The sequence below is a fragment of the Streptomyces sp. NPDC097129 genome (assembly GCF_055668065.1).
In genome coordinates, this window is record NZ_JBVOQE010000001.1 from 245,316 (window position 1) to 269,688 (window position 24,373).

18 protein-coding genes are annotated in these 24,373 nt (G+C 72.8%); 6 read left to right on the forward strand and 12 right to left on the reverse strand.

Features of this window, described 5'->3' with window-relative positions:
* Window positions 1-18: 18 nt before the first annotated feature.
* The 9 genes from murG to rsmH all read right to left on the reverse strand — a co-directional run bounded on the left by murG (window position 19) and on the right by rsmH (window position 12,147).
* Window positions 19-1,113, reverse strand: a complete 1,095-nt coding sequence (murG, locus tag AC0B9F_RS01130) for an undecaprenyldiphospho-muramoylpentapeptide beta-N-acetylglucosaminyltransferase (protein ID WP_471998109.1) — start codon at window positions 1,111-1,113, stop codon at window positions 19-21.
* Window positions 1,114-1,119: 6 nt separating this feature from the next.
* Window positions 1,120-2,481, reverse strand: a complete 1,362-nt coding sequence (gene ftsW, locus AC0B9F_RS01135) for a putative lipid II flippase FtsW (protein ID WP_471998110.1) — start codon at window positions 2,479-2,481, stop codon at window positions 1,120-1,122.
* 69 nt (window positions 2,482-2,550) lie between these two features.
* Window positions 2,551-3,984, reverse strand: coding sequence for a UDP-N-acetylmuramoyl-L-alanine--D-glutamate ligase (gene murD, locus AC0B9F_RS01140; protein WP_471998111.1), 1,434 nt, complete (start codon window positions 3,982-3,984; stop codon window positions 2,551-2,553).
* The gene (gene mraY, locus AC0B9F_RS01145; protein ID WP_361632849.1) at window positions 3,966-5,036 is read right to left on the reverse strand and encodes a phospho-N-acetylmuramoyl-pentapeptide-transferase; all 1,071 of its coding nucleotides are present in this window, start codon (window positions 5,034-5,036) and stop codon (window positions 3,966-3,968) included. The genes murD and mraY overlap by 19 nt, the downstream gene beginning before the upstream one ends.
* Window positions 5,036-6,451, reverse strand: a complete 1,416-nt coding sequence (locus tag AC0B9F_RS01150; RefSeq protein ID WP_471998112.1) for a UDP-N-acetylmuramoyl-tripeptide--D-alanyl-D-alanine ligase — start codon at window positions 6,449-6,451, stop codon at window positions 5,036-5,038. Before AC0B9F_RS01150 ends, mraY begins: the two co-directional genes overlap by 1 nt.
* A 4-nt stretch (window positions 6,452-6,455) precedes the next feature.
* Window positions 6,456-8,111, reverse strand: a complete 1,656-nt coding sequence (locus tag AC0B9F_RS01155) for a UDP-N-acetylmuramoyl-L-alanyl-D-glutamate--2,6-diaminopimelate ligase (RefSeq protein WP_471998113.1) — start codon at window positions 8,109-8,111, stop codon at window positions 6,456-6,458.
* A gap of 133 nt (window positions 8,112-8,244) precedes the next feature.
* Window positions 8,245-10,224, reverse strand: a complete 1,980-nt coding sequence (locus AC0B9F_RS01160; RefSeq protein WP_471998114.1) for a peptidoglycan D,D-transpeptidase FtsI family protein — start codon at window positions 10,222-10,224, stop codon at window positions 8,245-8,247.
* Window positions 10,225-10,229: 5 nt separating this feature from the next.
* Window positions 10,230-10,787 (reverse strand): cell division protein FtsL, encoded by a 558-nt coding sequence (gene ftsL / locus AC0B9F_RS01165; RefSeq protein ID WP_471998115.1) that lies wholly within the window; start codon window positions 10,785-10,787, stop codon window positions 10,230-10,232.
* Between the two features lie 403 nt (window positions 10,788-11,190).
* Entirely contained in the window at window positions 11,191-12,147 is a 957-nt protein-coding gene (gene rsmH, locus AC0B9F_RS01170; protein WP_471998116.1) for a 16S rRNA (cytosine(1402)-N(4))-methyltransferase RsmH, read from the reverse strand.
* A 734-nt stretch (window positions 12,148-12,881) separates the two neighbouring features.
* On the opposite strand from rsmH, the gene AC0B9F_RS01175 reads away from it, so the two are divergent.
* Genes AC0B9F_RS01175 through AC0B9F_RS01185 form a run of 3 tightly spaced genes read left to right on the forward strand, consistent with a single transcriptional unit; the run spans window position 12,882 to window position 17,754 of the window.
* Window positions 12,882-13,916, forward strand: coding sequence for an AAA family ATPase (locus AC0B9F_RS01175; RefSeq protein ID WP_471998117.1), 1,035 nt, complete (start codon window positions 12,882-12,884; stop codon window positions 13,914-13,916).
* Complete coding sequence (locus AC0B9F_RS01180; RefSeq protein ID WP_471998118.1) at window positions 13,916-15,292, forward strand: DUF58 domain-containing protein; 1,377 nt, start codon at window positions 13,916-13,918, stop codon at window positions 15,290-15,292. The genes AC0B9F_RS01175 and AC0B9F_RS01180 overlap by 1 nt, the downstream gene beginning before the upstream one ends.
* A complete protein-coding gene (locus AC0B9F_RS01185) occupies window positions 15,292-17,754 on the forward strand; it encodes a transglutaminase TgpA family protein (protein ID WP_471998119.1) in 2,463 nt (820 codons plus the stop codon). Before AC0B9F_RS01180 ends, AC0B9F_RS01185 begins: the two co-directional genes overlap by 1 nt.
* A gap of 542 nt (window positions 17,755-18,296) precedes the next feature.
* Here the strand turns inward: AC0B9F_RS01185 and AC0B9F_RS01190 are convergent.
* From AC0B9F_RS01190 to AC0B9F_RS01200, 3 genes are all read right to left on the reverse strand, one after another.
* Window positions 18,297-18,689, reverse strand: a complete 393-nt coding sequence (locus AC0B9F_RS01190) for a DUF3040 domain-containing protein (protein ID WP_471998120.1) — start codon at window positions 18,687-18,689, stop codon at window positions 18,297-18,299.
* A gap of 287 nt (window positions 18,690-18,976) precedes the next feature.
* Window positions 18,977-19,747: a methyltransferase gene (locus tag AC0B9F_RS01195; RefSeq protein WP_471998121.1), complete on the reverse strand. Its 771-nt coding sequence runs from the start codon at window positions 19,745-19,747 to the stop codon at window positions 18,977-18,979.
* A gap of 135 nt (window positions 19,748-19,882) precedes the next feature.
* The gene (locus AC0B9F_RS01200) at window positions 19,883-20,449 is read right to left on the reverse strand and encodes an SAV_6107 family HEPN domain-containing protein (RefSeq protein ID WP_471998122.1); all 567 of its coding nucleotides are present in this window, start codon (window positions 20,447-20,449) and stop codon (window positions 19,883-19,885) included.
* 166 nt (window positions 20,450-20,615) lie between these two features.
* Here AC0B9F_RS01200 and AC0B9F_RS01205 point away from each other — a divergent pair, with 166 nt between their 5' ends.
* From AC0B9F_RS01205 to AC0B9F_RS01215, 3 genes are all read left to right on the forward strand, one after another.
* Complete coding sequence (locus AC0B9F_RS01205) at window positions 20,616-21,497, forward strand: ATP-binding cassette domain-containing protein (RefSeq protein WP_471998123.1); 882 nt, start codon at window positions 20,616-20,618, stop codon at window positions 21,495-21,497.
* A complete protein-coding gene (locus tag AC0B9F_RS01210) occupies window positions 21,469-23,553 on the forward strand; it encodes a YhgE/Pip family protein (protein ID WP_471998124.1) in 2,085 nt (694 codons plus the stop codon). Before AC0B9F_RS01205 ends, AC0B9F_RS01210 begins: the two co-directional genes overlap by 29 nt.
* A gap of 71 nt (window positions 23,554-23,624) precedes the next feature.
* Window positions 23,625-24,251, forward strand: a complete 627-nt coding sequence (locus AC0B9F_RS01215; RefSeq protein ID WP_471998125.1) for a TetR/AcrR family transcriptional regulator — start codon at window positions 23,625-23,627, stop codon at window positions 24,249-24,251.
* The last annotated feature ends 122 nt before the right edge of the window (window positions 24,252-24,373 follow it).

Below are 24,373 nucleotides of genomic sequence, written 5' to 3' on the forward strand. Positions count from 1 at the left end.
GGCTCGCGCGCCGATGCTTTACTGGCGGCGGTGCGAGGCGACCGCCTCGTACACCATGCCGACGAGGAGGTCGTCGGCGTCCCGGCGACCGAACTCGGCGGCGGCGCGGGACATCTGGTACAGCCGGTGCGGGTCGGCGAGCACGGGCAGGACGTTGTGCTGCACCCACTCCGGGGTGAGGTCCGCGTCGTCGACCAGCAGACCGCCGCCGGCCTTGACCACCGGCTGGGCGTTCAGCCGCTGCTCACCGTTGCCGATGGGCAGCGGGACGTAGGCGGCCGGGAGCCCGACGGCGGAGAGTTCGGCGACGGTCATCGCGCCCGCGCGGCAGAGCATCATGTCGGCCGCGGCGTACGCGAGGTCCATCCGGTCCAGGTAACTTACCGGGATGTAGGGGGGCATCCCCGGCATCTGGTGCACCTGCGGCAGTTCGTTCTTCGGGCCGACCGCGTGCAGGATCTGGATACCGGCCTGCTGCAGCCAGGGCGCGACCTGCTGGACCACCTCGTTGAGGCGGCGGGCGCCCTGCGAGCCGCCGGAGACCAGCAGCGTGGGCAGGTTGGGGTCGAGGCCGAACATCGCGCGCGCCTCGGGACGGACGGCGGCCCGGTCCAGGGTGGCGATGGAGTGGCGCAGCGGGATGCCGATGTAGCGCGCGTTGCGCAGCTTGCTGTCCGGGGTGGCGACGGCGACCTGGGCGGCGTACCGCGAGCCGATCTTGTTGGCCAGGCCCGGGCGGGCGTTCGCCTCGTGGATCACGATCGGCACACCGAGGCGCTTGGCGGCGAGGTAGCCGGGCAGGGCCACGTACCCGCCGAAGCCGACCACGGCGTCCGCCTTGGTGCGCTCCAGGATCTGCTCGGCCGCCTTGATCGTGCCGCGCAGCCGGCCCGGGACGGTGATCAGCTCGGGGGTGGGCTTGCGCGGCAGCGGTACCGCCGGGATCAGCGCGAGCTCGTAGCCCCGCTGCGGCACGAGCGTGGTCTCCAGGCCGCGCTCCGTGCCCAGGGCCGTGATCCCTACGGTCGGGTCCTGCCTGCGCAGGGCGTCCGCGAGGGCGAGCGCGGGCTCGATGTGGCCCGCGGTGCCCCCGCCGGCGAGTACGACATGCACCGAAATTCACCGCTCTCCGGACGAGCGCGCCGCCGAGGCGCGCCGTCGCATCGTGTTCCAACTCCGGGCACTCCGGGCGGACCCGGAGCCCCCGGCCCCCCGCTTTCTACCAAAGCGGGGTTGCCGCAGCGCAAGCGCCGCCCGCGCAGCGGGATCGTCACGCGCGAAGGCGATCAGCAGCCCGATGGCGAACATGGTCGGCAGCAGGGCGGATCCCCCGTAGGAGAACAGCGGGAGCGGGACGCCGGCGATCGGCAGCAGGCCGAGCACCGCACCGATGTTGATCACCGCCTGGGCGGTGATCCAGGTCGTCACGCCTCCCGCGGCGTACCTCACGAAGGGGTCCTCCGTGCGTCCGGCCACGCGGATACCCGCATAGCCTAGAGCCGCGAACAGGGCGAGGACCGACAGCGTCCCCGCCAGACCCAGCTCCTCACCGGTGACGGCGAAGATGAAGTCGGTGTGCGCTTCGGGGAGTTGGCCCCATTTTTCCACACTGGCACCGAGTCCGGATCCGAACAGTCCGCCGGAGGCGAGGGCGTAGATCCCGTGCACGGCCTGCCAGCAGCTGTCCCCCGGCCCGGGGTCGGTGGCGCCGATGCACGCCAGGCGGGCCATCCGGTTGGGGCTGGTCTTGATCAGGGTCACACCGATCAGGGCGGCGACGGACAGCACACCGACGAACATCCGGGTCGGCGCCCCCGCGAGCCACAGCAGGCCGAACAGGATCGCGGTGAGGATGATCGCCGTGCCCATGTCGCCGCCGAGCATGATCAGCCCGAGCAGCAGGAACGCCATCGGCACCAGCGGGACCAGCATGTGCTTCCACTGGTTGAGCAGGTTCTTGTCCTGCTTGCGCGCCATGAGGTCGGCGCCCCACAGCACCAGCGCCAGCTTGCCGAACTCGCTGGGCTGGATCTGGAAGGAGCCGCCGAGCGAGATCCAGTTCTGGTTGCCGTTGACCGCCATCCCTATCCCCGGCACCTGCACCAGGGCCATCAGGAACACCGCGCCCGCGAGGATCGGGTAGGCGAGCCCCCGGTGCAGTTTCACCGGCATCCGGGAGGCGGCGTACAGCAGCGCCCCGCCGATCACGGCGGCCAGCAGCTGCTTGCGGAAGAAGTACGAGCCGGTCAGCCCCATCTGCAGCGCGGTGATCTGGGAGGCCGAGTAGACCATCACCAGGCCGAGGACGGTGATCAGCGCGCTGCCGCCGACGATCAGGTAGTAGGCGGTCAGCGGCCGGTCCCAGGCCCGCCGTGCCCGCGCGTACGCCCGGGTGACGGCGTTGTCGCGGGGTGGGCGGGGGGCGGGGGGCCGGCGTACGGCCCGCTGCACGGGCGGCCGGCCGGTACGGCTACTGGGCATCAGCGCCTCCGCTGCGCATCGCGCGTCCCACGCGTCCCTCCCGAGGTCGCCCGGCGCCAGGCGGCCGGGTCAGGCGCCGAGTTCGGACACGGCCTGAGCGAACGCGTCGCCGCGCTGGTTGTAGTTGGCGAACATGTCCATGGAGGCGCAGGCCGGGGCGAGCAGCACCGTGTCGCCGGGCTCGGCGAGCCGCTGGGCCTCCTGGACAGCCTGGAGCATCGCCCCAGTGTCGGTCCGGTCGAGGTCGACGACGGGTACTTCCGGGGCGTGTCGCGCGAGGGCCTCCCGGATGAGGGCCCGGTCGGCGCCGATGAGGACCACGCCACGCAGCCGCTTCGCCGCCCCCGCGACCAGCTCGTCGAAGGTCGCGCCCTTCGCCAGACCGCCCGCAATCCATACGATCGGCTCATATGCCGCCAACGAGGCCTGCGCGGCGTGCGTGTTGGTGGCCTTGGAGTCGTCGACGTAGGCGACGCCGTCCACGTCCGCGACGTGCGCGATGCGGTGGGCGTCCGGACGGAAGTCCCGCAGACCGTCGCGTACGGCCCGGGGCTCCACTCCGAAGGCACGGGCGAGGGCCGCCGCGGCAAGGGCGTTGGCGATGTTGTGCGGGGCCGGCGGGTTGACGTCCGAGACCTCGGCGAGCTCCTGGGCGTTCTTGTGCCGCATCTCGACGAAGGCGCGGTCGACCAGGATGCCGTCGACGACGCCGAGTTGGGAGGGCGCGGGCGCACCCAGCGTGAACCCGATGGCGCGGCAGCCCTCTTCGACGTCCGCCTCGCGCACCAGGTCCTCGGTGGCCTTGTCGGCGACGTTGTAGACGCAGGCAATCCGGTTGCCCTCGTAGATACGGCCCTTGTCGCGCGCGTACGCCTCCATGGAGCCGTGCCAGTCCAGGTGGTCCGGGGCGAGGTTGAGCACGGCCGCGGAGTGGGCGCGCAGCGAGGGCGCCCAGTGCAGCTGGTAGCTGGACAGCTCCACGGCGAGGACGTCGTAGGTCTCGTCGCCGAGGACGGCGTCCAGCAGGGAGACGCCGATGTTGCCGACGGCGGCGGTGCGCAGCCCGGCGGCCTTCAGGATGGAGGCCAGCATCTGCACGGTGGTGGTCTTGCCGTTGGTGCCCGTCACGCACAGCCAGGGGGCCGCGTCGGGCCCGCGCAGCCGCCAGGCCAGCTCGACGTCGCCCCAGACCTCGACGCCGGCCTTCTCCGCCGCCTGGAACAGCGGCTTGGTGGGCTTCCAGCCCGGCGCGGTGACGATCAGCTCGGTGCCCTCGGGCAGGGTGTCGCCGTCGCCGAGGCGCACGGTGACGCCGAGCGCCTCAAGTTCGGCGGCCTGCTCACGCGCGCGTGCGTCGTCGCCGTCGTTGACGACCGTGACCAGGGCCCCGCGCGCGTGCAGCACCTTGGCCGCCGGCACGCCGGAGACGCCGAGCCCGGCGACGGTGATGCGCTTGCCCTGGAAGTCCGGGGACACCGAGGAGGTCACTTGTCCGCTGCCCATCCCGCGTAGAAGAGGCCCAGTCCGACGATCACACAGATGCCCTGGATGATCCAGAAGCGGACCACCACAAGGACCTCGGACCAGCCCTTGAGTTCGAAGTGGTGCTGGAGCGGCGCCATCCGGAAGACGCGCTTGCCGGTGAGCCGGAAGGAGCCGACCTGGATGACGACCGACATGGTGATGAGGACGAACAGGCCGCCCATGATGGCCACCAGCAGCTCCGTGCGGGAGAGGATGGCCAGACCCGTGAGCACGCCGCCGAGGGCGAGCGAGCCCGTGTCCCCCATGAAGATCTTGGCGGGCGACGTGTTCCACCACAGGAAGCCGAGGCAGGCGCCCATCAGCGCGGAGGACACCACGGCGAGGTCCAGCGGGTCGCGCACCTCGTAGCAGGCGCCCGGGTTGGTGAGGGTGAGCGCGTTGGCGCAGGACTCCTGGAACTGCCAGACGCCGATGAAGGTGTAGGCGCCGAAGACCAGCACGGAGGCGCCGGTGGCCAGACCGTCCAGACCGTCGGTGAGGTTCACGCCGTTGGACATGGCGAGGATCATGAACAGCGCCCACACGACGAACAGCACCGGACCGATCGTCCAGCCGAAGTCGGTGATGAAGGACAGCTTCGTGGACGCCGGGGTGTTGCCGCGGGCGTCGGCGAACTGCAGCGAGAGCACGGCGAAGGCGATGCCGACGATCAGCTGGCCGGCCATCTTGGCCTTGGCCCGCAGACCGAGCGAGCGCCGCTTGACGATCTTGATGTAGTCGTCGAGGAAGCCGACCAGGCCCATGCCCACCATCAGGCCTAGGACCAGCACACCCGAGTACGTCGGCGCGTAGCCGGTGATGACCTTGGCCAGGAAGTAGGCGGCGACCGTCGCCAGGATGAACGCGATACCGCCCATGGTCGGCGTGCCGCGCTTGCTGGCGTGCTCGCGCGGACCGTCGTCGCGGATGTACTGGCCGTATCCCTTGCGGGCGAGCAGTTTGATCAGCAGCGGGGTGCCGACCAGGGTGAGGAAGAGGCCAATGACTCCTGCGAACAGGATCTGCTTCATCATCGGGCGGCAACCTCACCCTCGGCACCGGTCTCGAGCAGCGCCTGCGCGACCGCCTCCAGACCGACCGAACGCGACGCCTTCACGAGTACGACGTCCCCCGGGCGCAACTCGCTGCGCAACAGGTCGACAGCCGCCTGTGCGTCGGACACGTGCACCGACTCCTCACCCCACGAACCCTCGTTATATGCGCCCAGTTGCAGCCAGGCGGCTTCCCTGCCCCCGACCGCGACGAGCTTGCTGACGTTGAGCCGGACGGCGAGCCGTCCGACCGCGTCGTGCTCGGCGAGCGCCTCGTCCCCCAGCTCGGCCATCTTGCCGAGCACCGCCCAGGTCCGCCGCCCCTTCCCCATGGCCACCAGCGCGCGCAGAGCGGCCTTCATGGACTCGGGGTTGGCGTTGTAGGCGTCGTTGACGATGGTCACGCCGTCCGGGCGCTCGGTGACCTCCATGCGCCAGCGGGAGAGGGAGCCCGCCTCGGAGAGCGCGGTGGCGATCTCTTCCGCGGACATGCCCAGCTCATGGGCGACGGCGGCCGCGGCGAGCGCGTTCGACACGTGGTGCTCACCGTACAGGCGCATCGTCACATCGCTTGCACCGGAGGGTGTGTGAAGCCTGAAGGAAGGCTGTCCGGTGTCCGTGAGTCGCACGTTCTCGGCGCGTACGTCCGCTTCGCCGGACTCACCGAAGAAGACCACTTTCGCCTTGGTCCGCGAGGCCATGGCGCGGACGTAGGGGTCGTCGGCGTTGAGGACCGCGACACCGCCCTCCGCCTGCGGCGGCAGCGACTCCACCAGTTCGCCCTTTGCCTGGGCGATCTGCTCGCGGCCGCCGAACTCGCCGATGTGCGCGGAGCCGACGTTGAGGACGAGGCCGATCCGCGGCGGGGTGAGTTCGGTGAGGTAGCGGATGTGCCCGATGCCGCGCGCACCCATCTCCAGCACGAGGAACCGGGTCTCCTCGGTGGCGGACAGGGCGGTCAGCGGCAGCCCGATCTCGTTGTTGAGTGAACCGGGCGTGAACACTGTCGGCGCCTTGCGCTGGAGCACCTGCGCGATGAGGTCCTTGGTGCTGGTCTTGCCCGCCGAACCGGTCAGCGCGACGAGGGTCGCGCCGAGGCGCTGGGCGACATGGCGGGCGAGGGCGCCGAGGGCGCGCGGGACGTCGTCCACGACGATCGCGGGCACGCCGACGGGGCGCGAGCCGAGCACGGCGGCCGCGCCCGCCCGGACGACCTGATCGGCGAAGTCGTGGCCGTCCACGCGCTCGCCGACGAAGGCGACGAAGAGGCTGCCGGGCTCCACCTCGCGGGAGTCCCGGACCACCGGCCCGGTCACCTGCACCGACGGATCCGGTATGTCGTACGTCTGCCCGCCGACGACGCTTGCGATCTCGGCGAGGGAGAGGGCGATCACTGGTTCATCCCTGGGTCTTCTGGATTGCTTCGCGAAGCACCTGGCGGTCGTCGAAGGGACGGACCACCCCGGCGATGTCCTGCCCCTGCTCGTGACCCTTGCCCGCCACCAGCACGGTGTCCCCGGGCTGCGCGCGGTCGACGGCGGCGGCGATCGCGGCGGCGCGGTCCTCGAAGAGGACCACCTCGCCGCGCTCGTGCGCGGGCACCGAGGCCGCGCCCTGGAGCATGGTCGCGAGGATCGCGAGCGGGTCCTCGGAGCGGGGGTTGTCGGAGGTCAGTACGGCGGTGTCGGCGAGCCGCGCCATGGCGGCGCCCATCGGCGCCCGCTTGGTCCTGTCCCGGTCGCCGCCGCAGCCGAGCACGATGTGCAGGCGGCCCTTGGTGACCTTGCGCAGCGCCTTGAGCACCGACTCGACGGCGTCGGTCTTGTGGGCGTAGTCGACGACCGCCAGGTAGGGCTGCCCGGCGTCGACGCGCTCCAGACGGCCCGGCACACCGGGTACGGCGGCGATGCCGTCGGCGGCGGTCTGCGGGTCGAGGCCGGCCGTGGCGAGGGCGACGAGGGCGGCGAGGGTGTTCGCCACGTTGAAGGGGCCCGCCAGCGGCGACTTGGCGCGGATGCGCTGCCCGTCGGGGCCGATGACGGTGAACGTCGAGTCCATGGTGCCGACCTCGACGTCCTCGGCGCGCCAGTCGGCGTCGGGGTGGCCCTCGGCGGAGTAGGTGACGACCGGGACGGTCGCCTCCTTCGCGAGCCGGCGGCCGTAGTCGTCGTCGAGGTTGACCACGCCGCGCTTGCTGCGTTTCGGCGTGAACAGCTGCGCCTTGGCCCGGAAGTAGTCCTCCATGTCGGAGTGGAACTCCATGTGTTCCGGGCTGAGGTTGGTGAAGACGGCGATGTCGAAGACACAGCCGTCGACCCGGCCGAGCACCAGCGCGTGGCTGGAGACCTCCATGGCGACCGCCTCGACGCCGCGCTCGCGCATGACCGCGAACAGCGCCTGCAGATCGGTGGCTTCGGGGGTGGTGCGCTCGGACTTGATGCGCTCCTCGCCGATCCGCATCTCGACCGTGCCGATGAGGCCGGTGGTGCGGGCGGTCTTCAGGCCGCCCTCGACGAGGTAGGCGGTGGTGGTCTTGCCCGAGGTGCCGGTGATGCCGATCTGGAGCAGGTCCCGGCCCGGGTGGCCGTAGAGCGTGGCCGCCAGTTCGCCCATCCGCCCGCGCGGGTCGTCGACCACCAGGACCGGCAGGCCGGTCGCTTCGGCGCGCTCGGCGCCGGTCGGGTCGGTCAGCACCGCGGCCGCGCCCAGGCTCGCGGCCTGGGTGACGAAGTCGGCGCCGTGCGCGCGGGCGCCCGGCAGTGCGGCGTACAGGTCGCCGGGGCGGACGGCGCGTGAGTCGTGGGTGATGCCCGTGACCGCCGCGGCGCTCTCCGGCTGCTGGATCCCCAGCTGGTCGGCGAGGTCCGCGAGGGGTGTGGCGGAGACCTCGGCCGGCCGGGGCGGTCCCGGATATGTCACGGAAGCGCCCTTCTGGGTGGTGTGGGACTGATCAGCGTGTGGCACGGCGGTGAGCGTACCGGGCGCACCCGCCCCTGAGCGAAGTGAGGGGCTGGAGGCGCTCTGGTTCCCGGGCTGGGGAGTGATCATGGTCACGGCTCGTTCCTGGCTGGTCGCGCTGATCGGCAGGGGGTCGGGTCCGGGGGTCGGCGGGGGTCAGGGCTGGTCGGGGACGGGGCCGGGGCCGGCCCCGGTCACGGCGGGGAAACAGGGCCGGGGGCCGGCCCGGTCACGGCTGGTAGGAGACCGGCAGGTTCGCGGGGTGGGCGCCGGTCGGCGGGACCTGGAGGGTCTTGAGCGCGAACTCCATCACCTGCTTGTAGATGGGACCGCAGATCTGGCCGCCGAAGTAGCTGCCCGCGGTGGCGTTCTGGATCGCGCAGTACACGGTGATGCGCGGCTGGTCGGCGGGCGCGAACCCGGCGAAGGACGAGGTGTAGCCCTTGTAGCGGCCGGTGGCCGGATCCACGCGGTTGGCCGTGCCGGTCTTGCCCGCCACCCGGTACCCGGGGATGCGCGCCTTGATGCCCGTGCCCTGCTCGTCGTCCACCACCGACTCCAGCATCTGGGCGAGCGTCTTGGCGGTCTTGGCGCTCACCACCCTTGTCTCCTGGGGCTTCTGGGCGGGGGTGAAGCGCCCGTCGGGTCCCTTGGTGCCGCGGACGAGGGTGGGTTCGACGCGGACTCCGCCGTTGGCGATGGTCGAGTAGACGGACGCCGCCTGGATGGCGTTGATGGAGAAGCCCTGGCCGAAAGGGATCGTGTACTGCTGCGAGGTCGACCACTGTCCGGGCGGCGCGAGGATGCCCTTGGTCTCGCCGGGGAAGTCGAGGCCGCTGTAGCTGCCGATGCCGAACCTGCGCAGGTAGGAGTAGAGCACCCGGTTCGCCTGCGGCTGGGTCTTGCCGAGCTGGCCGGTGGCCAGGATGGTGCCGATGTTGGAGGACTTGGCGAGCACGCCGTTGAGCGTGAGGTACCAGGTGGCGTGGTCCATGTCGTCCTGGAAGAGCCGGTCGCCGCGGTGCAGCCGGTTCGGCACGACGACGTGCGTGAGCGGCGTGGCGGCGTTCTCCTCCAGTACGGCGGCCATCGACATCACCTTCGCGGTGGAGCCGGGCTCGTAGGCGTCCTGCACGGCCGCGTTGCCGAGCGCGGCGGGGTCGGCGTGCCGCAGGTCGCCCGGGTCGAAGCCGGGCGAGTTGGCCATGGCGAGGATCTGGCCGGTGCGGGTGTCCTGGACGATGACGTAGCCGCGGTCGGCCTTGGACTTCTTCACCTGGTCGGTGATGGCGTTCTGCGCGGCCCACTGGATGTCGCGGTCGATGGTCAGCTCGACCTGGGAGCCGGGCACGGCGGGCGTCTCCGTGGAGCCCGCGGTCGGTACCTGCCGGCCGCCGGACTGGGCGTAGCGGATCTTGCCGTCCTTGCCCGAGAGCGTCTTGTTCAGCTGCTGCTCGATGCCGCCGCCGCCGCGGCCGTCGGCGTTGACCCAGCCCAGTATCCCGGCGGCGAGGTCGCCGTTGGGGTAGATCCGCTTGCTGCTGGGGTCGGCGAAGACGCCGGCGAGGACGTTGACGGTGGACTTGTCCGTCCGGGCCTTCTTGGCGAGGGCGAGCCTGAGGTCCTTGATCTGCGTCCACACCTGCGGGGTGCGGCTCAGGGCGAGCCGCACATAGCGCAGGTCCTTGTCCTTCGGCCGCAACTTCTTGACCAGGGCCGCCTGGTCCTGGCCGAGGATCGGGGCGAGCAGCGCGGCCGCCTGCTCGGGACCGTCGTCGATCTTGAGCTGCTTGCGGGTGAACATCGTGGGGTCGGCCGTGATGTCGTACGCGTCGACGCTCGCCGCCAGGGCGACGCCGTTGCGGTCGGTGATGCCGCCGCGCTCGGCCGCCAGGGTGTGCACGACGTACCGGTTCTGCTCGGCCTTGGCCGAGTAGGTGCTGGCGTCGACGGCCTGCACCTGGAGCAGGCGGAAGACGAAGGCCGCCATGACGAGGGTCAGGCCGAGGCCGACCAGGCGCAGCCGGGGGCGCGCACTGGCGAGCCGCAGTGTGCGCGGGGCGGCGGCCCCGCGCGGCGCGGGGCGGCGCGCCGGACGCGCGCCGGGGCCGGGCTGCCGTCGGCCCGCCCCGGACCGGGCGGGCCGGCTGGGCCGGGCCGGGCCGGGCACGCGGCGGCGCGGCGGTTTCCTGCCGAAGTCATCGACCACTTCCGTCACCTGCCGGGGGGCGTCGTCTGGGGCTGGGGCGTGGTGGGGGCCGCCGGGGAGGCGGTGGCCGCGGGTGCGGTCGCCGTCACTGCCGCCGTCGGGGAGGGGGTGGCCGAGGGGGACGCCGTGGGCGTCGGCGCCTGGCCGGTGGGCGCGGCCTCGGGGGCGAGGACGAGCGGGGCGTCCTCGGGCTCCGCGGCGGCGGGCGAGGGGAAGCCCTTGACGGTGCCGTCCAGGCCGAGGAAGGCGGGGTCGGCGCCCGGCACCATGCCCAGCTCGCGGGCGCGGCGCTGCAGGGCCTCGGGGGCGGAGTAGGCGTCCACGTCGCGTTGCAGGGCCTGCTCCTCGTCGGTGAGCGACTTGGTGTCCTTCTGCAGGTCGTCCAGCTTGAAGGAGCCCTCGCTGAGCGCGGAGTTCAGCACGAGGAGCCCGATGAGACCGCCGCCGAGCAGCAGGACGACGAGCAGGACGAACGGCGTACGGGCCGCCTGCCCCCGCCCAGCCCCCGGAAACAACCGGGCAAGCCGCGCGGCCCGGCCCTTCAACTGCGGTTTCTTGGTCACTCGCCCTCCCCAGGGGTCGCAGACCGACGTGACGGCGGAGGTACGTGACGGCGGAGGCGGGTGCCGAGGTGGAGGGCGGGGCGGGTGCCGGGCCGGGGGCTGCGGTGGGTGCCGGGGTGGGTGCCGGGCCGGAGGCCGGGGTGGGTGCCGAACCGAAGGGCGAACCGGAGGCCGGGGCGGGTGCCGAACCGGAGGCCGGGGCGGGTGCCCGCCCGGCGGACACTCACGCCAATGGCCCCGGCCGCCATCGGCCGCCGCGGCCGGACACCCCCGCCGGGTGTCGCGGTCGTCATCGGCTGTCGTGATCGCCCGAGCCGGAAGGACCTCTCGCGTGCCGCGGGTGTCGCCGGCTCCGGCCGCCGGGGGGCGGCGGTCCCCCCGCGTGCCCGCCGCGTCGCCTGGCTCACTCCACGTCCTCCCTGATGCGCTCGGCGCCGCGCAGCCGCGCGGGGGCCGCCCGGCGGTTCTCGGCGACCTCTTCCTCGGTGGGAAGTTCGGCACCACGGGTGAGCAGCTTGAGCCGGGGCTGGTAACGCTCGGGCACGACGGGCAGCCCGGGCGGCGCGGTGGTGGCGGCGCCGGCCGCGAAGACCTGCTTGACCAGCCGGTCCTCCAGGGACTGGTACGACAGGACGGCGACGCGTCCGCCCACCGCGAGCGTCTTCACCGCGGCCGGGATCGCCCGCTCCAGGACCGACAGCTCCCCGTTGACCTCGATGCGCAGCGCCTGGAAGGTGCGTTTGGCCGGGTTGCCGCCGGTGCGCTTGGCGGCCTGCGGCAGCGCGTCCCGGATCAGCTCCACCAGCCGCGCGCTGTTGCTGAACGGCTCCTTCTCCCGCTCCCGCACGATCGCGGCCACGATCCGCTTGGCCTGCTTCTCCTCGCCGTACGCGCGCAGGATGCGGACGAGTTCCCCGGGCGGATAGGTGTTCAGCACCTCCGCGGCGCTGACGCCGGTCGTCTGGTCCATGCGCATGTCCAGCGGCGCGTCCTGCGCGTAGGCGAACCCGCGGTCCGCCTCGTCCAGCTGCATGGAGGAGACGCCCAGGTCGAACAGCACCCCCTGCACGCGCGCGATGCCGAGCCGGTCGAGGACCTCGGGCAGCTCGTCGTAGACGGCGTGCACGAGGGTGGCGCGGTCCTGGTACGGCGCGAGCCGCTCCCCGGACAGCCGCAGCGCCTCCTTGTCGCGGTCGAGGCCGATCAGCCGGGCCTCGGGAAAGCGGGTCAGCAGCGCCTCGCTGTGGCCGCCCAGGCCCAGGGTGCAGTCGACGACGACCGCCCCCGGCTCCTGCAGGGCGGGCGCCAGCAGGTCCAGACACCGCTGGAGCATCACCGGGACGTGTCGACTCTGACTCAAGGGGCCCTCTCAGGTCCGGCGCGAACGCTCCGCACCGCCGGGTCCCCGCCCGCTCCCAGAAGGGGAGGCCGACCGGCGCCTCACGGCGGCGGCCGACCGGGAGCGGGAGGAGGCCGAGCCGTACGTACGCGCCGCGCACGTGGGAGATCTCCGGACAGCACGCCGGGGTCTTGCAGGGTTCTTACGGGGGACGGGACGTCCTGTGGGGAGGGCCTCGCCTCCCGCTTCGCGTCACTTTAGTCCACCCTGTCTCGCGGTCAATCAACCGGCCTGCGCGTCGCGCACCGGCACGCGCGCGTAGCGCCGGATCCCCGGAATTCACCCGTTCGGCACCGCCTGCGTTACCCATGTGGGTCACGTCGCGTGAGTGACGTGCTGACGACTCCGAAAACGCCGACCAGCCCGCCCGGCACGGCATGCACAGCCGGCACGGTCGGCCCGGCCAGGACGGTCGGCACGGCCACGACGGTCGCTGAAGCCCTTTCCCGGTCCCGCCCCCGCGTTCTCCTCACGCATCGTTCGCGAAATCCGGCGTTCCCAGGGCCGAAAGGCCGCAAGGCCCGACATATCGCAGCCACTTGTCCACAGGCGAGTGACACGAACCGGTAACGGCAACAAGAATGCCGTTGTGACGTCGCGCGGAACCTTTTTCGCGGGGTGTTCGTGATCCGGGTGGGCCGGTTTCGCATCACAGAGCGGCGGCCCGAAAGAAAGTACGGGCCGAGGAGGGCCGGGTGACGACCTATGACGAGCGAGCGAGCCTTACAGATCTGACCGCTACCGCGGAGCGTGTGCGCAGCTCCGTGGAGGGAGTGATCGAGGGCAAGCCCGAGGTCGTTCGGCTGGCACTGACGGTGCTGCTCGCCGAGGGGCACCTCTTGATCGAGGACGTCCCCGGTGTCGGCAAGACGATGCTCGCCAAGACGCTGGCGCGTTCCATCGACTGCTCGGTGCGGCGGATCCAGTTCACGCCGGACCTGCTGCCCTCGGACATCACCGGTGTGTCCATCTGGGACCAGCAGCGCCGGGACTTCGAGTTCAAGCCGGGTGCGATCTTCGCGCAGATCGTGATCGGAGACGAGATCAACCGGGCCTCGCCCAAGACCCAGTCGGCGCTGCTGGAGTCGATGGAGGAGCGCCAGGTCACCATCGACGGGCAGACCTACGAGCTGCCGAGCCCCTTCATGGTCGTGGCCACGCAGAACCCGGTCGAGATGGAGGGCACCTACCCCCTGCCGGAGGCCCAGCGCGACCGTTTCATGGCCCGCGTCTCCATCGGCTATCCCAGCCCGGAGGCCGAGCTGCAGATGCTGGACGTGCACGGCGGCGTCAGCCCCCTGGACGACCTCCAGCCGGTGGCGCACGCGCACGACGTGGTGAAGCTGATCGACGCCGTCCGCGGCGTCCACGTCGCCGACACGGTGCGGCGCTACGCGGTGGACCTGGTCGCGGCCACCCGCACCCACCCGGACCTCAGACTGGGCGCCTCCCCGCGCGCGACGCTGCACCTGCTGCGCGCGGCGAAGGCGTCCGCCGCCCTCAGCGGCCGGGAGTACGCGCTGCCGGACGACGTGCAGGCACTCGCCGTGGCCGTCCTCGCGCACCGACTGCTGCCCACCGCCCAGGCCCAGCTCAACCGCCGTACGGCCGAGCAGGTCGTGCTGGAGCTCCTGCAGCACACCCCGGTCCCGGCGGCCTCCCCGCAGCACGGCCTCGGCCTGGGCGCCACCGCCCCGGCCTACCCGCAGCAGCCACCGCGGAGGCTGTGATGACGTACGACGGGGGGACGGGACGTCCGGAGGCCGGCCACGGGGAGCAGGGCGGCATCCGGACGGCCCTGGCCGGGCTGACCACGCGCGGCCGCTCCTTCCTGGCCGCCGGCATCGCCGCCGCGATCTGCGCCTACGTCCTCGGGCAGTCGGGTCTGCTGCGCGTCGGTCTGCTGCTGGCGGCGCTGCCGCTGGTGTGCGCGGCCGCGCTCTACCGCACCCGCTACCGGGTCGCCGGCAGCCGCCGGCTGAGCCCCGCGCGGGTGCCCGCGGGCAGCGAGGCCCGGGTCCATCTGCGGGTGGACAACGTCTCACGCCTGCCGACGGGCCTGCTGATGCTCCAGGACCGGGTGCCCTACGTCCTCGGTCCGCGCCCGCGTTTCGTGCTGGACCGGGTGGAGGCCGGCGGGCGCCGCGAGGTGTCCTACCGGGTCCGCTCCGACCTGCGTGGCCGTTTTCCGCTGGGCCCGTTGCAGCTGCGGCTGTCGGACCCGTTCGGCATGTGCGAGCTGACACGTTCCTTCTCGTCGCACGACACCCTGACGGTGATCCCTCGGGTGGAGCCGCTGCCGCCGGTGAGGCTGACCGGCGAGGCGAAGGGGTACGGCGACGGACGGCAGCGTTCGCTGGCCCTGGCCGGCGAGGACGACGTCATCCCGCGCGGCTACCGCTACGGCGACGATCTGCGCCGGGTGCACTGGCGCTCCACCGCCCGTTACGGCGAGCTGATGGTGCGGCGCGAGGAGCAGCCGCAGCGCTCGCGCTGCACGGTGCTGCTGGACACCAGGAGCGTCGCCTTCCGCGGCGCGGGCCCGGACTCCGCGTTCGAGTGGGCGGTGTCCGGTTGCGCCTCGGTGCTGACGCACATGCTGGAGCGGGGATTCTCGGTGCGGATGCTGACCGACACGGGCAGTTCGGTGCCCGGCGAGGGTGCCGACGGGTTCGCGGGCGCGAGCCATGAGTCCGCGGACGCTGCCGGGCTGATGATGGACACCCTGGCGGTGATCGACCACTCCGACGGCGCGGGCCTGTCCCGGGCCTACGACGTGCTGCGCGGCGGCAACGAGGGGCTGCTGGTGGCGTTCTTCGGCGACCTGGACGAGCAGCAGGCCGCGATGGCCGCCCGGATGCGGCAGCGCAGCGCGGGCGCGATCGCGTTCGTGCTCGACAGCCAGGTCTGGCTGCGTGAACCGATCGGCACTCCTCGTCCGATGAACAGGACAGAGGAGCGGTTGCGGCTGCTGCGGGAGGCGGGCTGGACGGCGCTGAGCGTCCCGCGGGAGGCGACGCTCGCGGATCTGTGGCGTCAGGCGGACCGTGAGCGCACGGGGCTCGCGGCCGCCGGCGGCGCGGGCAGTACGGGGGAGGCACGATGATGAGCGGACGGGCACGGCTGGCGCTGTGCGCGTGGGCGGCCACGGTGATGGCGTCCTGCGCGCTGCTGCCCCTGGTCGACCCGGCCACGTGGATCCTGCAGGCGGCGATCCTGCTGGCGATCCAGTCCGGCGTGGGCGCGGCGACCCGGCGGGTGCCGCTGGCCCGGCCGCTGACCGTGGCCGCGCAGGCCCTGGTCACCCTGCTGCTGCTCACCCTGGTCTTCGCCGGCCGGCAGGCCGTGGCCGGGTTCGTACCCGGCCCGGAGGCGTTCGAGCACTTCTCCGATCTGCTGCGGCAGGGCTCGGACGACATCGCCCGGTATGCGATCCCGGCGCCCCTGGAGTCCGACGGCATCCGGCTGATGCTGGTCGGCGGTGTCCTGCTGATCGGGTTGCTGGTGGACACGCTCGCGGTGACCTACCGCAGCGCGGCCCCGGCGGGGCTGCCGCTGCTCGCGCTGTACTCGGTCGCTGCGGGACTGTCCGACGGCGGCATGGACTGGCTGTGGTTCCTGGTGGCGGCGGCCGGATATCTGATGCTGCTGCTCGCCGAGGGCCGGGAGCGGCTGTCGCAGTGGGGCCGCGTCTTCGGCGGCACCCCCCGCGTCCCCGGGGCGCCGGACGGCCCGCTGGCGCCGGTGCGCACGGGACGGCGGATCGGCGCCGTCGCGCTGGGCATCGCGCTGGTGGTGCCACTGCTTCCGCTGCCGGCGATACAGGGCGGACTGCTGGCCGGCGCCCGGAGCGGCGTGGGGGTGGGCAGCGGCGGCGGGGGCACGATCTCCGCGGTCAATCCCCTGGTCTCGCTGCGCGACAGCCTGAACCAGGGCGAGGACCGCACGGCCATGGTCCTGCGCACCAACAGCGACGACGTCTCCGACCTGTATCTGCGGATCGTGTCGCTGGACGACTTCGACGGCACGACCTGGAAGCCCGCCAAGCGGCACATCACCGCGGTGCCGGAGGAGTTCCCCAGCCCCGACGGCCTGGGAGCGGACGTCAGGCGCGAGCAGATCATCACCCGTATCTCCGCCGCCGACTGGTACGCCCAGGACTGGCTGCCGATGCCGTACCCGCCGAGCGGTGTGACCGTGGGGGGCAAGTGGCGTTACGAGCCGGTGGGCATGACCTTGGTCGGCGACCACGGTCAGACCACGCGCGGTGAGACGTACGAGGTGCGCAGCCTCGCCATACGGCCGACGGCCGAGCAGCTGGCGGCGGCCCCGCAGGCGCCGGAGCGGATCCGGCAGGAGTACACCAAGGTGCCGAGCTCGGTGCCGTCCGTGGTGGCGCGGACCGCCCGCCAGATCACCCGGGACGCGACGAACGACTACGACAAGGCCGTCGCGCTGCAGGACTACTTCGCGCTGACCGGCGGCTTCCAGTACGACACGCAGGTGGAGGTGGGCAGCGGGCCCGACGCGATCGCCCGGTTCCTGCGGAACAAGGAAGGCTTCTGCGTCCATTTCTCCTTCGCGATGGCGGCGATGGCCCGGACACTGGGCATCCCGGCCCGGGTCGCGGTCGGCTTCGCGCCGGGGACGGTGCAGGGGGACGGCTCGGTGGCGGTGAGCGTCAAGGACGCGCACGCCTGGCCGGAGCTGTACTTCGAGGGCGTGGGCTGGACCCGCTTCGAGCCGACGCCGACCCGTGGGACGGTGCCGTCCTACACGCAGCCGGACAGCCCGGGCAACAACATCCCGCAGGCTCCGCAGGCCACGCGCTCGGCGGGCGCCGCCCCGTCGGCGGCGCCCTCGGCGAGCACGAGCTGCTCGGTGCAGGCCAAGAAGCTCGACGAGTGCGCCGGTGCGCTGCCGCTGGACCCGACGCAGGGCAGCGACAGCTCCACGCCCTGGTGGGCGATCACCACCTGGACGCTGCTGGGCCTGGCGGCGGCGACCGTGCTGCTGCTGCCCATGCTGTGGCGGGTGCGGCGGCGTTCGCTACGGCTGACGTCGGCGCAGCACGCGCCGGGCCGCAAGGGTGGCGTCGAGGACCTCGAGGTGGTCGCGGAGCCGGCCGAGCTCGCCGTGCAGCAGGCGGCGGCCGGGCATGTCCTCGCGGTGTGGCGGGAGCTGATCGACACGGCGTGGGACTTCGGCATCCCGCCGAACGAGGCGCTCACTCCGCGCAAGGCGGCGGCGCGGATCGTACGGCTGGGCGAGCTGGAGCTGGACGGACCGGCGGCCGCGTCGGTGCACCGGGTGGCGGGCGCCGTGGAACAGGTACTGTACGCGCCGCGGCCACGGGCGGAGGCCGGGCTGGCCGACGACGTGAGACGGATGCGGGCCGCGCTCCGGGCGAAGGCCGACCGGCGCACCCGACTGCGGGCTCTTGTCGCCCCCCGCTCCGCGGTCCGGGCGCTGTGGGACCTCTCGGCCCGCTGGACGGCCCTGCGAACCCGCTGGTCGACCCGCTGGGCCCACCTCCTCCGCCGCCCCTCCGGCCAGCAAACCGGCTGACGCCACCAGGGCCAACCGCCGGAAGCCGGTGGGCGACCGCCGGGAGCCGGTAGGCGACTGCCGGGAGCCGGTAGGCGACTGCCGGGAGCCGGTAGGCGACTGCCGGGGCCCACGAGCGACGGCCCGGGAGCCGACGGGCGAGCGCTCGGAGCTGGTGGGCAACCGCCCGGACCGACGAGCGACGGCCAGGGAGCTGACGGGCGACCGCTAGGAGCCCGCGGGCGAGCGTCCGGACGCACGGCCGACCGCGCACGGCCGCGGCGGCGCGGGCGGGGCTGCGGGTGGCTGCCGAGCCGCGTGCCCGGGCCCGACATCGGACCGTGCCCGGGGTCGCCGCCGGGCCCGGGCCCATCACCGGTGACCGATGGCCTCGTGCGACGCCATCGGTCACCGTGCACCCCGCGCCCCCGCGCCCCCCGCACCCCCGCGCAGTGCGCAGCATGCCGAGTGCCGCGTACCGCCCGTGCCGGTGCTGCAGACGACCGAGGGGTGGCCACCTGCTGGTGGTCACCCCTCGGGGATGTCGTCGGAACCCTGGGCGCTCAGTGCCCTTGTTCGTCGCGGCGCCGTTGCCAGCGCTGTTCGATACGGTCCATCATGGAGCGCTTCGGCGCCCGCTGCCGCCGTGCGTGCGGACCGGCTGCGGCGGGCTGCTCGCCCGGCTTGGGCGCCTTGCGCCAGCCGGTCACCGCGAGGACGGCACAGCCCAGCATCACCAGGAAACCCACGACGCTGAGCCAGACCTGCTTGGCGACCATTCCGGCCATGAGGAGCGCGATACCCACGAGGAAGCCCGCGACCGCCTGGTAGACCCGGCGCCGGGTGTACGTACGCAGCCCGCTTCCCTCGAGCGCCGACGCGAACTTGGGATCTTCGGCGTACAGCGCTCGCTCCATCTGCTCGAGCATGCGCTGCTCGTGCTCCGAGAGCGGCACGGAGTCCTCCTCATCGTGCAGTCGCCGGGGCGACCCGGGGGGTCCCTTCAGGATAGGCAGGGAATCGCCCCCGTGAAACCCGCCCCTCTGCGCCAATTGGCCAACCGGAGTCCGTCATGGGCGTCCCGGCTCGCTGAGGCTTCCATTCCCCGGCGGCCGACCCGTCATGCCGGATGGTCTCCTTAGATCATACGGCGACAAGCCCCCGAACGGGCGGTCTGTGGCGGACTCCATCCGCGGCCAACGCGCTGATCAACAGCGCACCGCGGAACGCCTCCGGAGCCGGCTCAGTCCCCCGTCGTCGCCCTCGTCTCACCCAGGACGTGCAGCTGGGTCGCCACGGAGTGGAACGCGGGGAGCTCGGCGGCGGCCTCCTCCAGCTTCAGCAGCGCCTCCAGGGCGCCGGGCTCGGTGTCGACCAGCACACCGGGGACGAGGTCGGCGAAGACCCGCACGCCGTGCACCGCGGCGACCCGCAGCCCCGCGCTCTCGACCAGCCCGGTGAGCTGCTCGGTGGTGAAGCGCCGCGGCACCGGGTCGCCGGTGCCCCAGCGGCCGTCGGGGTCGGCGAGGGCCTGCCGGGCCTCCGAGAAGTGCCCGGCGAGCGCCCGGGCGAGCACGGCGCCGCCGAGGCCGGCGGCGAGCAGGCTCAGCACCCCCTCGGAGCGCAGCGCGGCGACCGCGTTGCGCACGCCCTCGGCCGGGTCGTCCACGTACTCCAGGACGCCGTGGCACAGGACGGCGTCGTAGCCGCCGCGCTCGACCACGTCGAACAGGCCGTGGGCGTCGCCCTGCACGCCCTGCACGCGGTCGGCCACGCCCGCCTCGGCGGCACGGCGCTCCAGGGCGAACAGCGCGTTGGGGCTCGGGTCGACGACGGTGACCTTGTGGCCGAGGCGGGCGACGGGCACCGCGAAGTTGCCGCTGCCGCCCCCGGTGTCGAGGACGTCCAGCACCTGCCGGCCCGTGGCCTTCATCCGGCGGTCGAGGGCGTCCTGGAGAACCTCCCAGACCACAGCGGTACGAAGAGAGGCTCGGGGTCGCATCGGGTCCGACACGTTGGTTGACTCCTCGGCGCGGCACCGCCACGTCCCGGCGGCGCGATACGGGCTGCCCTCCGCGCCCGGGTGCGGGACGGAAGGCTTCAGGCGTGCTCCACCCTATTGCCTCCCTGGTCGCCGCAGGCACCGCGGTCAGCCCGCGTCCGGCATGTCCGCGCCCCTCACCTCCCGGCGGCCCGCCTCGCCGGTGTCCTGACGAGGCCCCGGCAGGACGGGCTGGAGGACCAGCATCCGCTCGACGAGGCGGAGGAACATCGCCACGTCGCGTATCAGGTCGTCGGCGTCGCGGTTGCTCGCCGCGCCCTGGATGCCCGCCTCGGCGCGGGCACGGCGCCGGGCGCCGGAGGCGAACAGGGCGCTCCACTCGGTCAGTTCGGGCGCGATCTCGGGGAGCACTTCCCAGGCGCTCCGGATCCTGGCCCGCTTCCTGGGACTGGCCTCGGGGCGGCCGCGCGCGGCGAGCACGGCGGCGGCGGTGCGCAGCGCGGCGAGGTGGGCCGTGGCGTAGCGCTCGTTGGAGGTCTGGAGGACGGCGGCCTCGTCGAGGCCGGCACGTGCCTGGGCGAGCAGGTCGAGTGCGGCGGGCGGGGCAGAGGCCCGGCGCAGCACCGGGTGCACGTCGCTCGCCGGGCCGTTCAGTGAGGGGGCAGGGCCGGTGGCGCGGCGCCGGTGCGGGGCTGCTGCGGAGTAGGTGGCCATGACGAACCTCCTGTCGTCTGCGTGACGGCACTGCCCTACGGGGTGCCGTATGTGCCCATCGTGAGGTATGCCACTGACAATCCGTTCTGACCTGGGCTTTTGCCTCGATCGAAGGTTCGGGCTAGTTTTTGCACTGACCAGTCAGTTCAAAAACGCAGGGGGTCACGTGGACGACGACTCGCCCGGGCTCGCCGTGTCGGCCCGCGGCCTCGGACTCAAGGGGCCGCGGGGCTGGGCGTTCCGCGGCATCGGCATCGACGCGCAGCCCGGCTCGCTGATCGCGATCACCGGGCCGTCCGGCTCGGGCCGTACCTGTCTCCTGCTCGCGCTCACCGGACGTATGCGTCCCACCGAGGGGTCCGTCACGGTCGGCGGCCATCGGCTGCCGAAGCAGATGGCCGCCCTGCGCCGAGTCGCCGCCCTCGCTCACGTTCCCGGCGTGAGTGACCTCGAACCGGCCCTGACCGTCGGCGAGCACCTGCGGGAACGGGCGCTGCTGGAGCGGCGTTTCGGTGACGGGCTGCGCGCCCTGCTGCGGCCGCGCGCGGAGCGGGCCGCGACGGCCGCCGAGCGCGTCGACGCCGCCCTGGTGGCCGCCGGACTGGACCTGGAAACCCTGCCCAAGGGGGCCCGCACCCCCGTACGGGACCTGGAGCGGCTGGAGGCGCTGCGGCTGTCGGTCGCGCTGGCCCTGATCGGGCGGCCCCGGCTGCTCGGCGTCGACGACGCGGACCTGAAGCTGGCGGGCGCCGAGCGCGCCGGGATGTGGGAGCTGCTCAGGTCCCTGACCGAGTCCGGCATCACCGTGGTCGCGGTGTGCAGCGAGGCCCCCGAGGGCGCCGTCACCGTGGCGACCGACGGCGATCAGAAGGCATTCGAGGACGACACCGCCCCCGGGGGCGACGACATGACGGGCGAGCGCGACCAGGCCCCTCAGGGCGTCTGGACGGCCGAGGACGACGGCAGGACGCGCGAGGGCGACGAGAGCCCCGAGGACGACGAGAAGGAGGCGGCGGCCGATGCGCTCACCGAAACTGGCCGCTCTTGAGCTGCGGCGCTTCGGCCGGGGCAAGCTGCCACGCGCCGCCCTGGTCGCGCTGCTGCTGCTCCCGCTGCTGTACGGCGCGCTGTACCTGTGGTCGTTCTGGGACCCCTACGGCCGCCTCGACCGCATCCCCGTCGCCCTCGTGAACGCCGACAACGGCACGAGCGTCGACGGCAAGAAGCTGACCGCCGGCGACGACATCACCAAGCGGCTGCTGGAAAGCAGCACGTTCGCATGGCATCAGGTGAGCGCCGAGCAGGCCCGCCGTGGCGTTGAGGACGGCACGTACTACCTGTCGCTGACCATGCCCGCCGACTTCAGCAAGCGGATCGCCTCCAGCGCGGGCGACAGCCCCGAGACCGGCGCCCTCCAGGTGCGCACCAACGACGCCAACAACTACATCGTCGGGCAGATCTCCCGCACGGTGTTCAGCGAGGTGCGCTCCGCGGCCTCCAGCAAGGCCTCGCGCTCGTTCCTGGACAAGATCTTCATCTCGTTCTCCGACATCCACGACAAGACCGTCCAGGCCGCGGGCGGCGCCGACCGGCTCAGCACCGGCATCGGCAAGGCGGAGAAGGGCTCCAAGGACCTCGCCGACGGGCTGAAGGACGCCAAGGCCGGCAGTGGCAAGCTGTCCACCGGCCTCACCAAGCTGGACCAGGGCGCGAGCGACCTGGAGGACGGCTCGCAGCGGGTGGCCGACGGCACGCAGACGCTCGCGGACAAGGTCAACGGCACCGCCGACCAGGTGCGCCCGTTCCTCAAGGCCAACCAGAAGACCATCGGGGACACCGCGCGGCTGGTCGCCGACGCCGCGGGCGCGGTGCAGCACAACCTCGACGACCTGGTGAAGCGGGCCCCGCAGGCCGCCAAGGGCGCCCATCTGGCGTCCGACGCGCTGAACACGTTCTACCGGGAGCACTGCGAGAAGTCGCTGCTGCCGGACTCCGGCTGCGCCAAACTGAAGGACGCCAAGCAGGCCGCCGCCGACGTGGCGGGCATCGCGGACGACCTCAACACCCTGATCGCCGACCAGAACGGCGACCTCACGACCATGCGCGCCAACCTCGGCACGCTGCAGAACCAGGCGCAGTCCCTCGCCAGGCGCGCCCCGCACCTCACCCAGGACCTCGACGACGCCGTATCGAAGATCAACAAGCTGAACGACGGCGCCGCCAAGGTCGCCGCGGGCGCCAAGAAGCTGCACAGCGGGCTCGGCACCGCCTCCACCGGCGCGGACACCCTCGACCAGGGCGTCGGCAAGCTCAAGACCGGCGCCGAGACCCTGAACGGCGGCATGTACAAGCTGGTCGACGGCTCCGGGAAGCTCGCCGGCGGGCTGCACGACGGCGCCGGGAAGATCCCCGACTACGACCGGCGGGAGCGCGACCGGCGCACCGGCGTCATGGCCGACCCCGTGCGGCTCGCCGCCCAGGACCTGCACAAGGCGCCCAACTACGGCACCGGGTTCGCGCCGTACTTCATCCCGCTGTCGCTGTGGGTGGGCGCGATGGTGGCGTACATGCTGATCCCGCCGATGAACCGGCGCGCGCTCGCCGCGGGCGCCCCGGCCTGGCGGATCGCGCTGGCGGGCTGGCTGCCGGTGGTGGCCGTCGGCGTCCTGCAGACGGCGGCGCTCATGGCGGTCCTGCACTGGGCGATCGGTCTGCAGATGGCCCGCGCGGCCGGCACGGTCGGCTTCCTGTTCCTGGTGGCGGCGTGTTTCGCGGCGATCGTGCAGTGGCTCAACGCCCGCTTCGGAGCGGCCGGCCGCATCCTCGTCCTCGCTCTGCTGATGCTCCAGCTGACCTCGGCGGGCGGTACCTATCCCGTGCAGACGTCGCCGGGCTTCTTCAACGCGATCCACCCGTTCCTGCCCATGAGCTACGTCGTCGAGGCGCTGCGCAGGCTGATCACCGGCGGCGGACTCGGACCGGTGTGGACGGCGTGCGCGGTGCTGACGGCGTTCACGGCCGGGGCGCTCGCCCTGACCGCCCTGTCGGCGCGGCGCCGGCAGGTGTGGACCCTGGACCGGCTGCACCCGGAACTGAGCCTGTGACGACCGCACCGGGAGCCGAGCCCGTGACCACGCGCGCGTACCGTCCCGCGGGACCTGTGACAATCAGGGCCATGGACAGCAGCACCACCCCGGGCGGCAGCTCCCGCCGCGAGGCCACCCGGCAGAAGCTCTACGAGGCCGCCGTCACGCTCATCGCCGAGCAGGGGTTCTCCGCCACCACGGTGGACGAGATCGCCGAACGGGCGGGCGTCGCGAAGGGCACGGTCTACTACAACTTCGCGAGCAAGTCCGTCCTGTTCGAGGAGTTGCTGCGGCACGGCGTGGGCCTGCTGACCGCCTCCCTGCGCCAGGCCTCCGAGAGCACCGTGCACGGGGGCGGCTCCCGCGTGGACGCGCTGGACGCGATGATCCGCGCGGGCCTCGTGTTCATCGACCGCTACCCGGCCTTCACCCAGCTGTACGTGGCGGAGCTGTGGCGCACCAACCGGGCCTGGCAGTCCACCCTGATGGTGGTCCGGCAGGAGGCGGTCGCGGTGGTCGAGGGCGTCCTGCGCGAGGGGGTGGAGCACGGTGAGTTCAGCGAGGAGATCGACGTCCCGCTGACCGCCGCTGCGCTGGTCGGCATGGTGCTGGTGGCGGCCCTGGACTGGAAGTCCTTCCAGCCGGAGCGCTCCCTGGACGACGTGCACGCGGCGCTGTCCCGGCTGCTGCAGGGCCGGGTGAGCGGCCGCCGCTGACCGGGGGCGGCGGGCCCTGGCCCAGGGCCCGCCGGGCGCAGACGAAAGCGCCGGTTCGGCGTGGCCGCGTCCCCCGCGGGCCACGCCGAACCGGCGCTTTGCTGCTCCCCCGTACGTTCCCC

Excerpts from the sequence above, each read along its gene's own strand:
- ftsW (WP_471998110.1), bottom strand. The coding sequence starts at position 2,481 with ATGCCCAGTAGCCGTACCGGCCGGCCGCCCGTGCAGCGGGCCGTACGC.
- murD (WP_471998111.1), bottom strand. The coding sequence starts at position 3,984 with ATGGGCAGCGGACAAGTGACCTCCTCGGTGTCCCCGGACTTCCAGGGC.
- mraY (WP_361632849.1), bottom strand. The coding sequence starts at position 5,036 with ATGAAGCAGATCCTGTTCGCAGGAGTCATTGGCCTCTTCCTCACCCTG.
- AC0B9F_RS01180 (WP_471998118.1), top strand. The coding sequence starts at position 13,916 with ATGACGTACGACGGGGGGACGGGACGTCCGGAGGCCGGCCACGGGGAG.
- AC0B9F_RS01185 (WP_471998119.1), top strand. The coding sequence starts at position 15,292 with ATGAGCGGACGGGCACGGCTGGCGCTGTGCGCGTGGGCGGCCACGGTG.
- AC0B9F_RS01200 (WP_471998122.1), bottom strand. The coding sequence starts at position 20,449 with ATGGCCACCTACTCCGCAGCAGCCCCGCACCGGCGCCGCGCCACCGGC.
- AC0B9F_RS01210 (WP_471998124.1), top strand. The coding sequence starts at position 21,469 with ATGCGCTCACCGAAACTGGCCGCTCTTGAGCTGCGGCGCTTCGGCCGG.
- AC0B9F_RS01215 (WP_471998125.1), top strand. The coding sequence starts at position 23,625 with ATGGACAGCAGCACCACCCCGGGCGGCAGCTCCCGCCGCGAGGCCACC.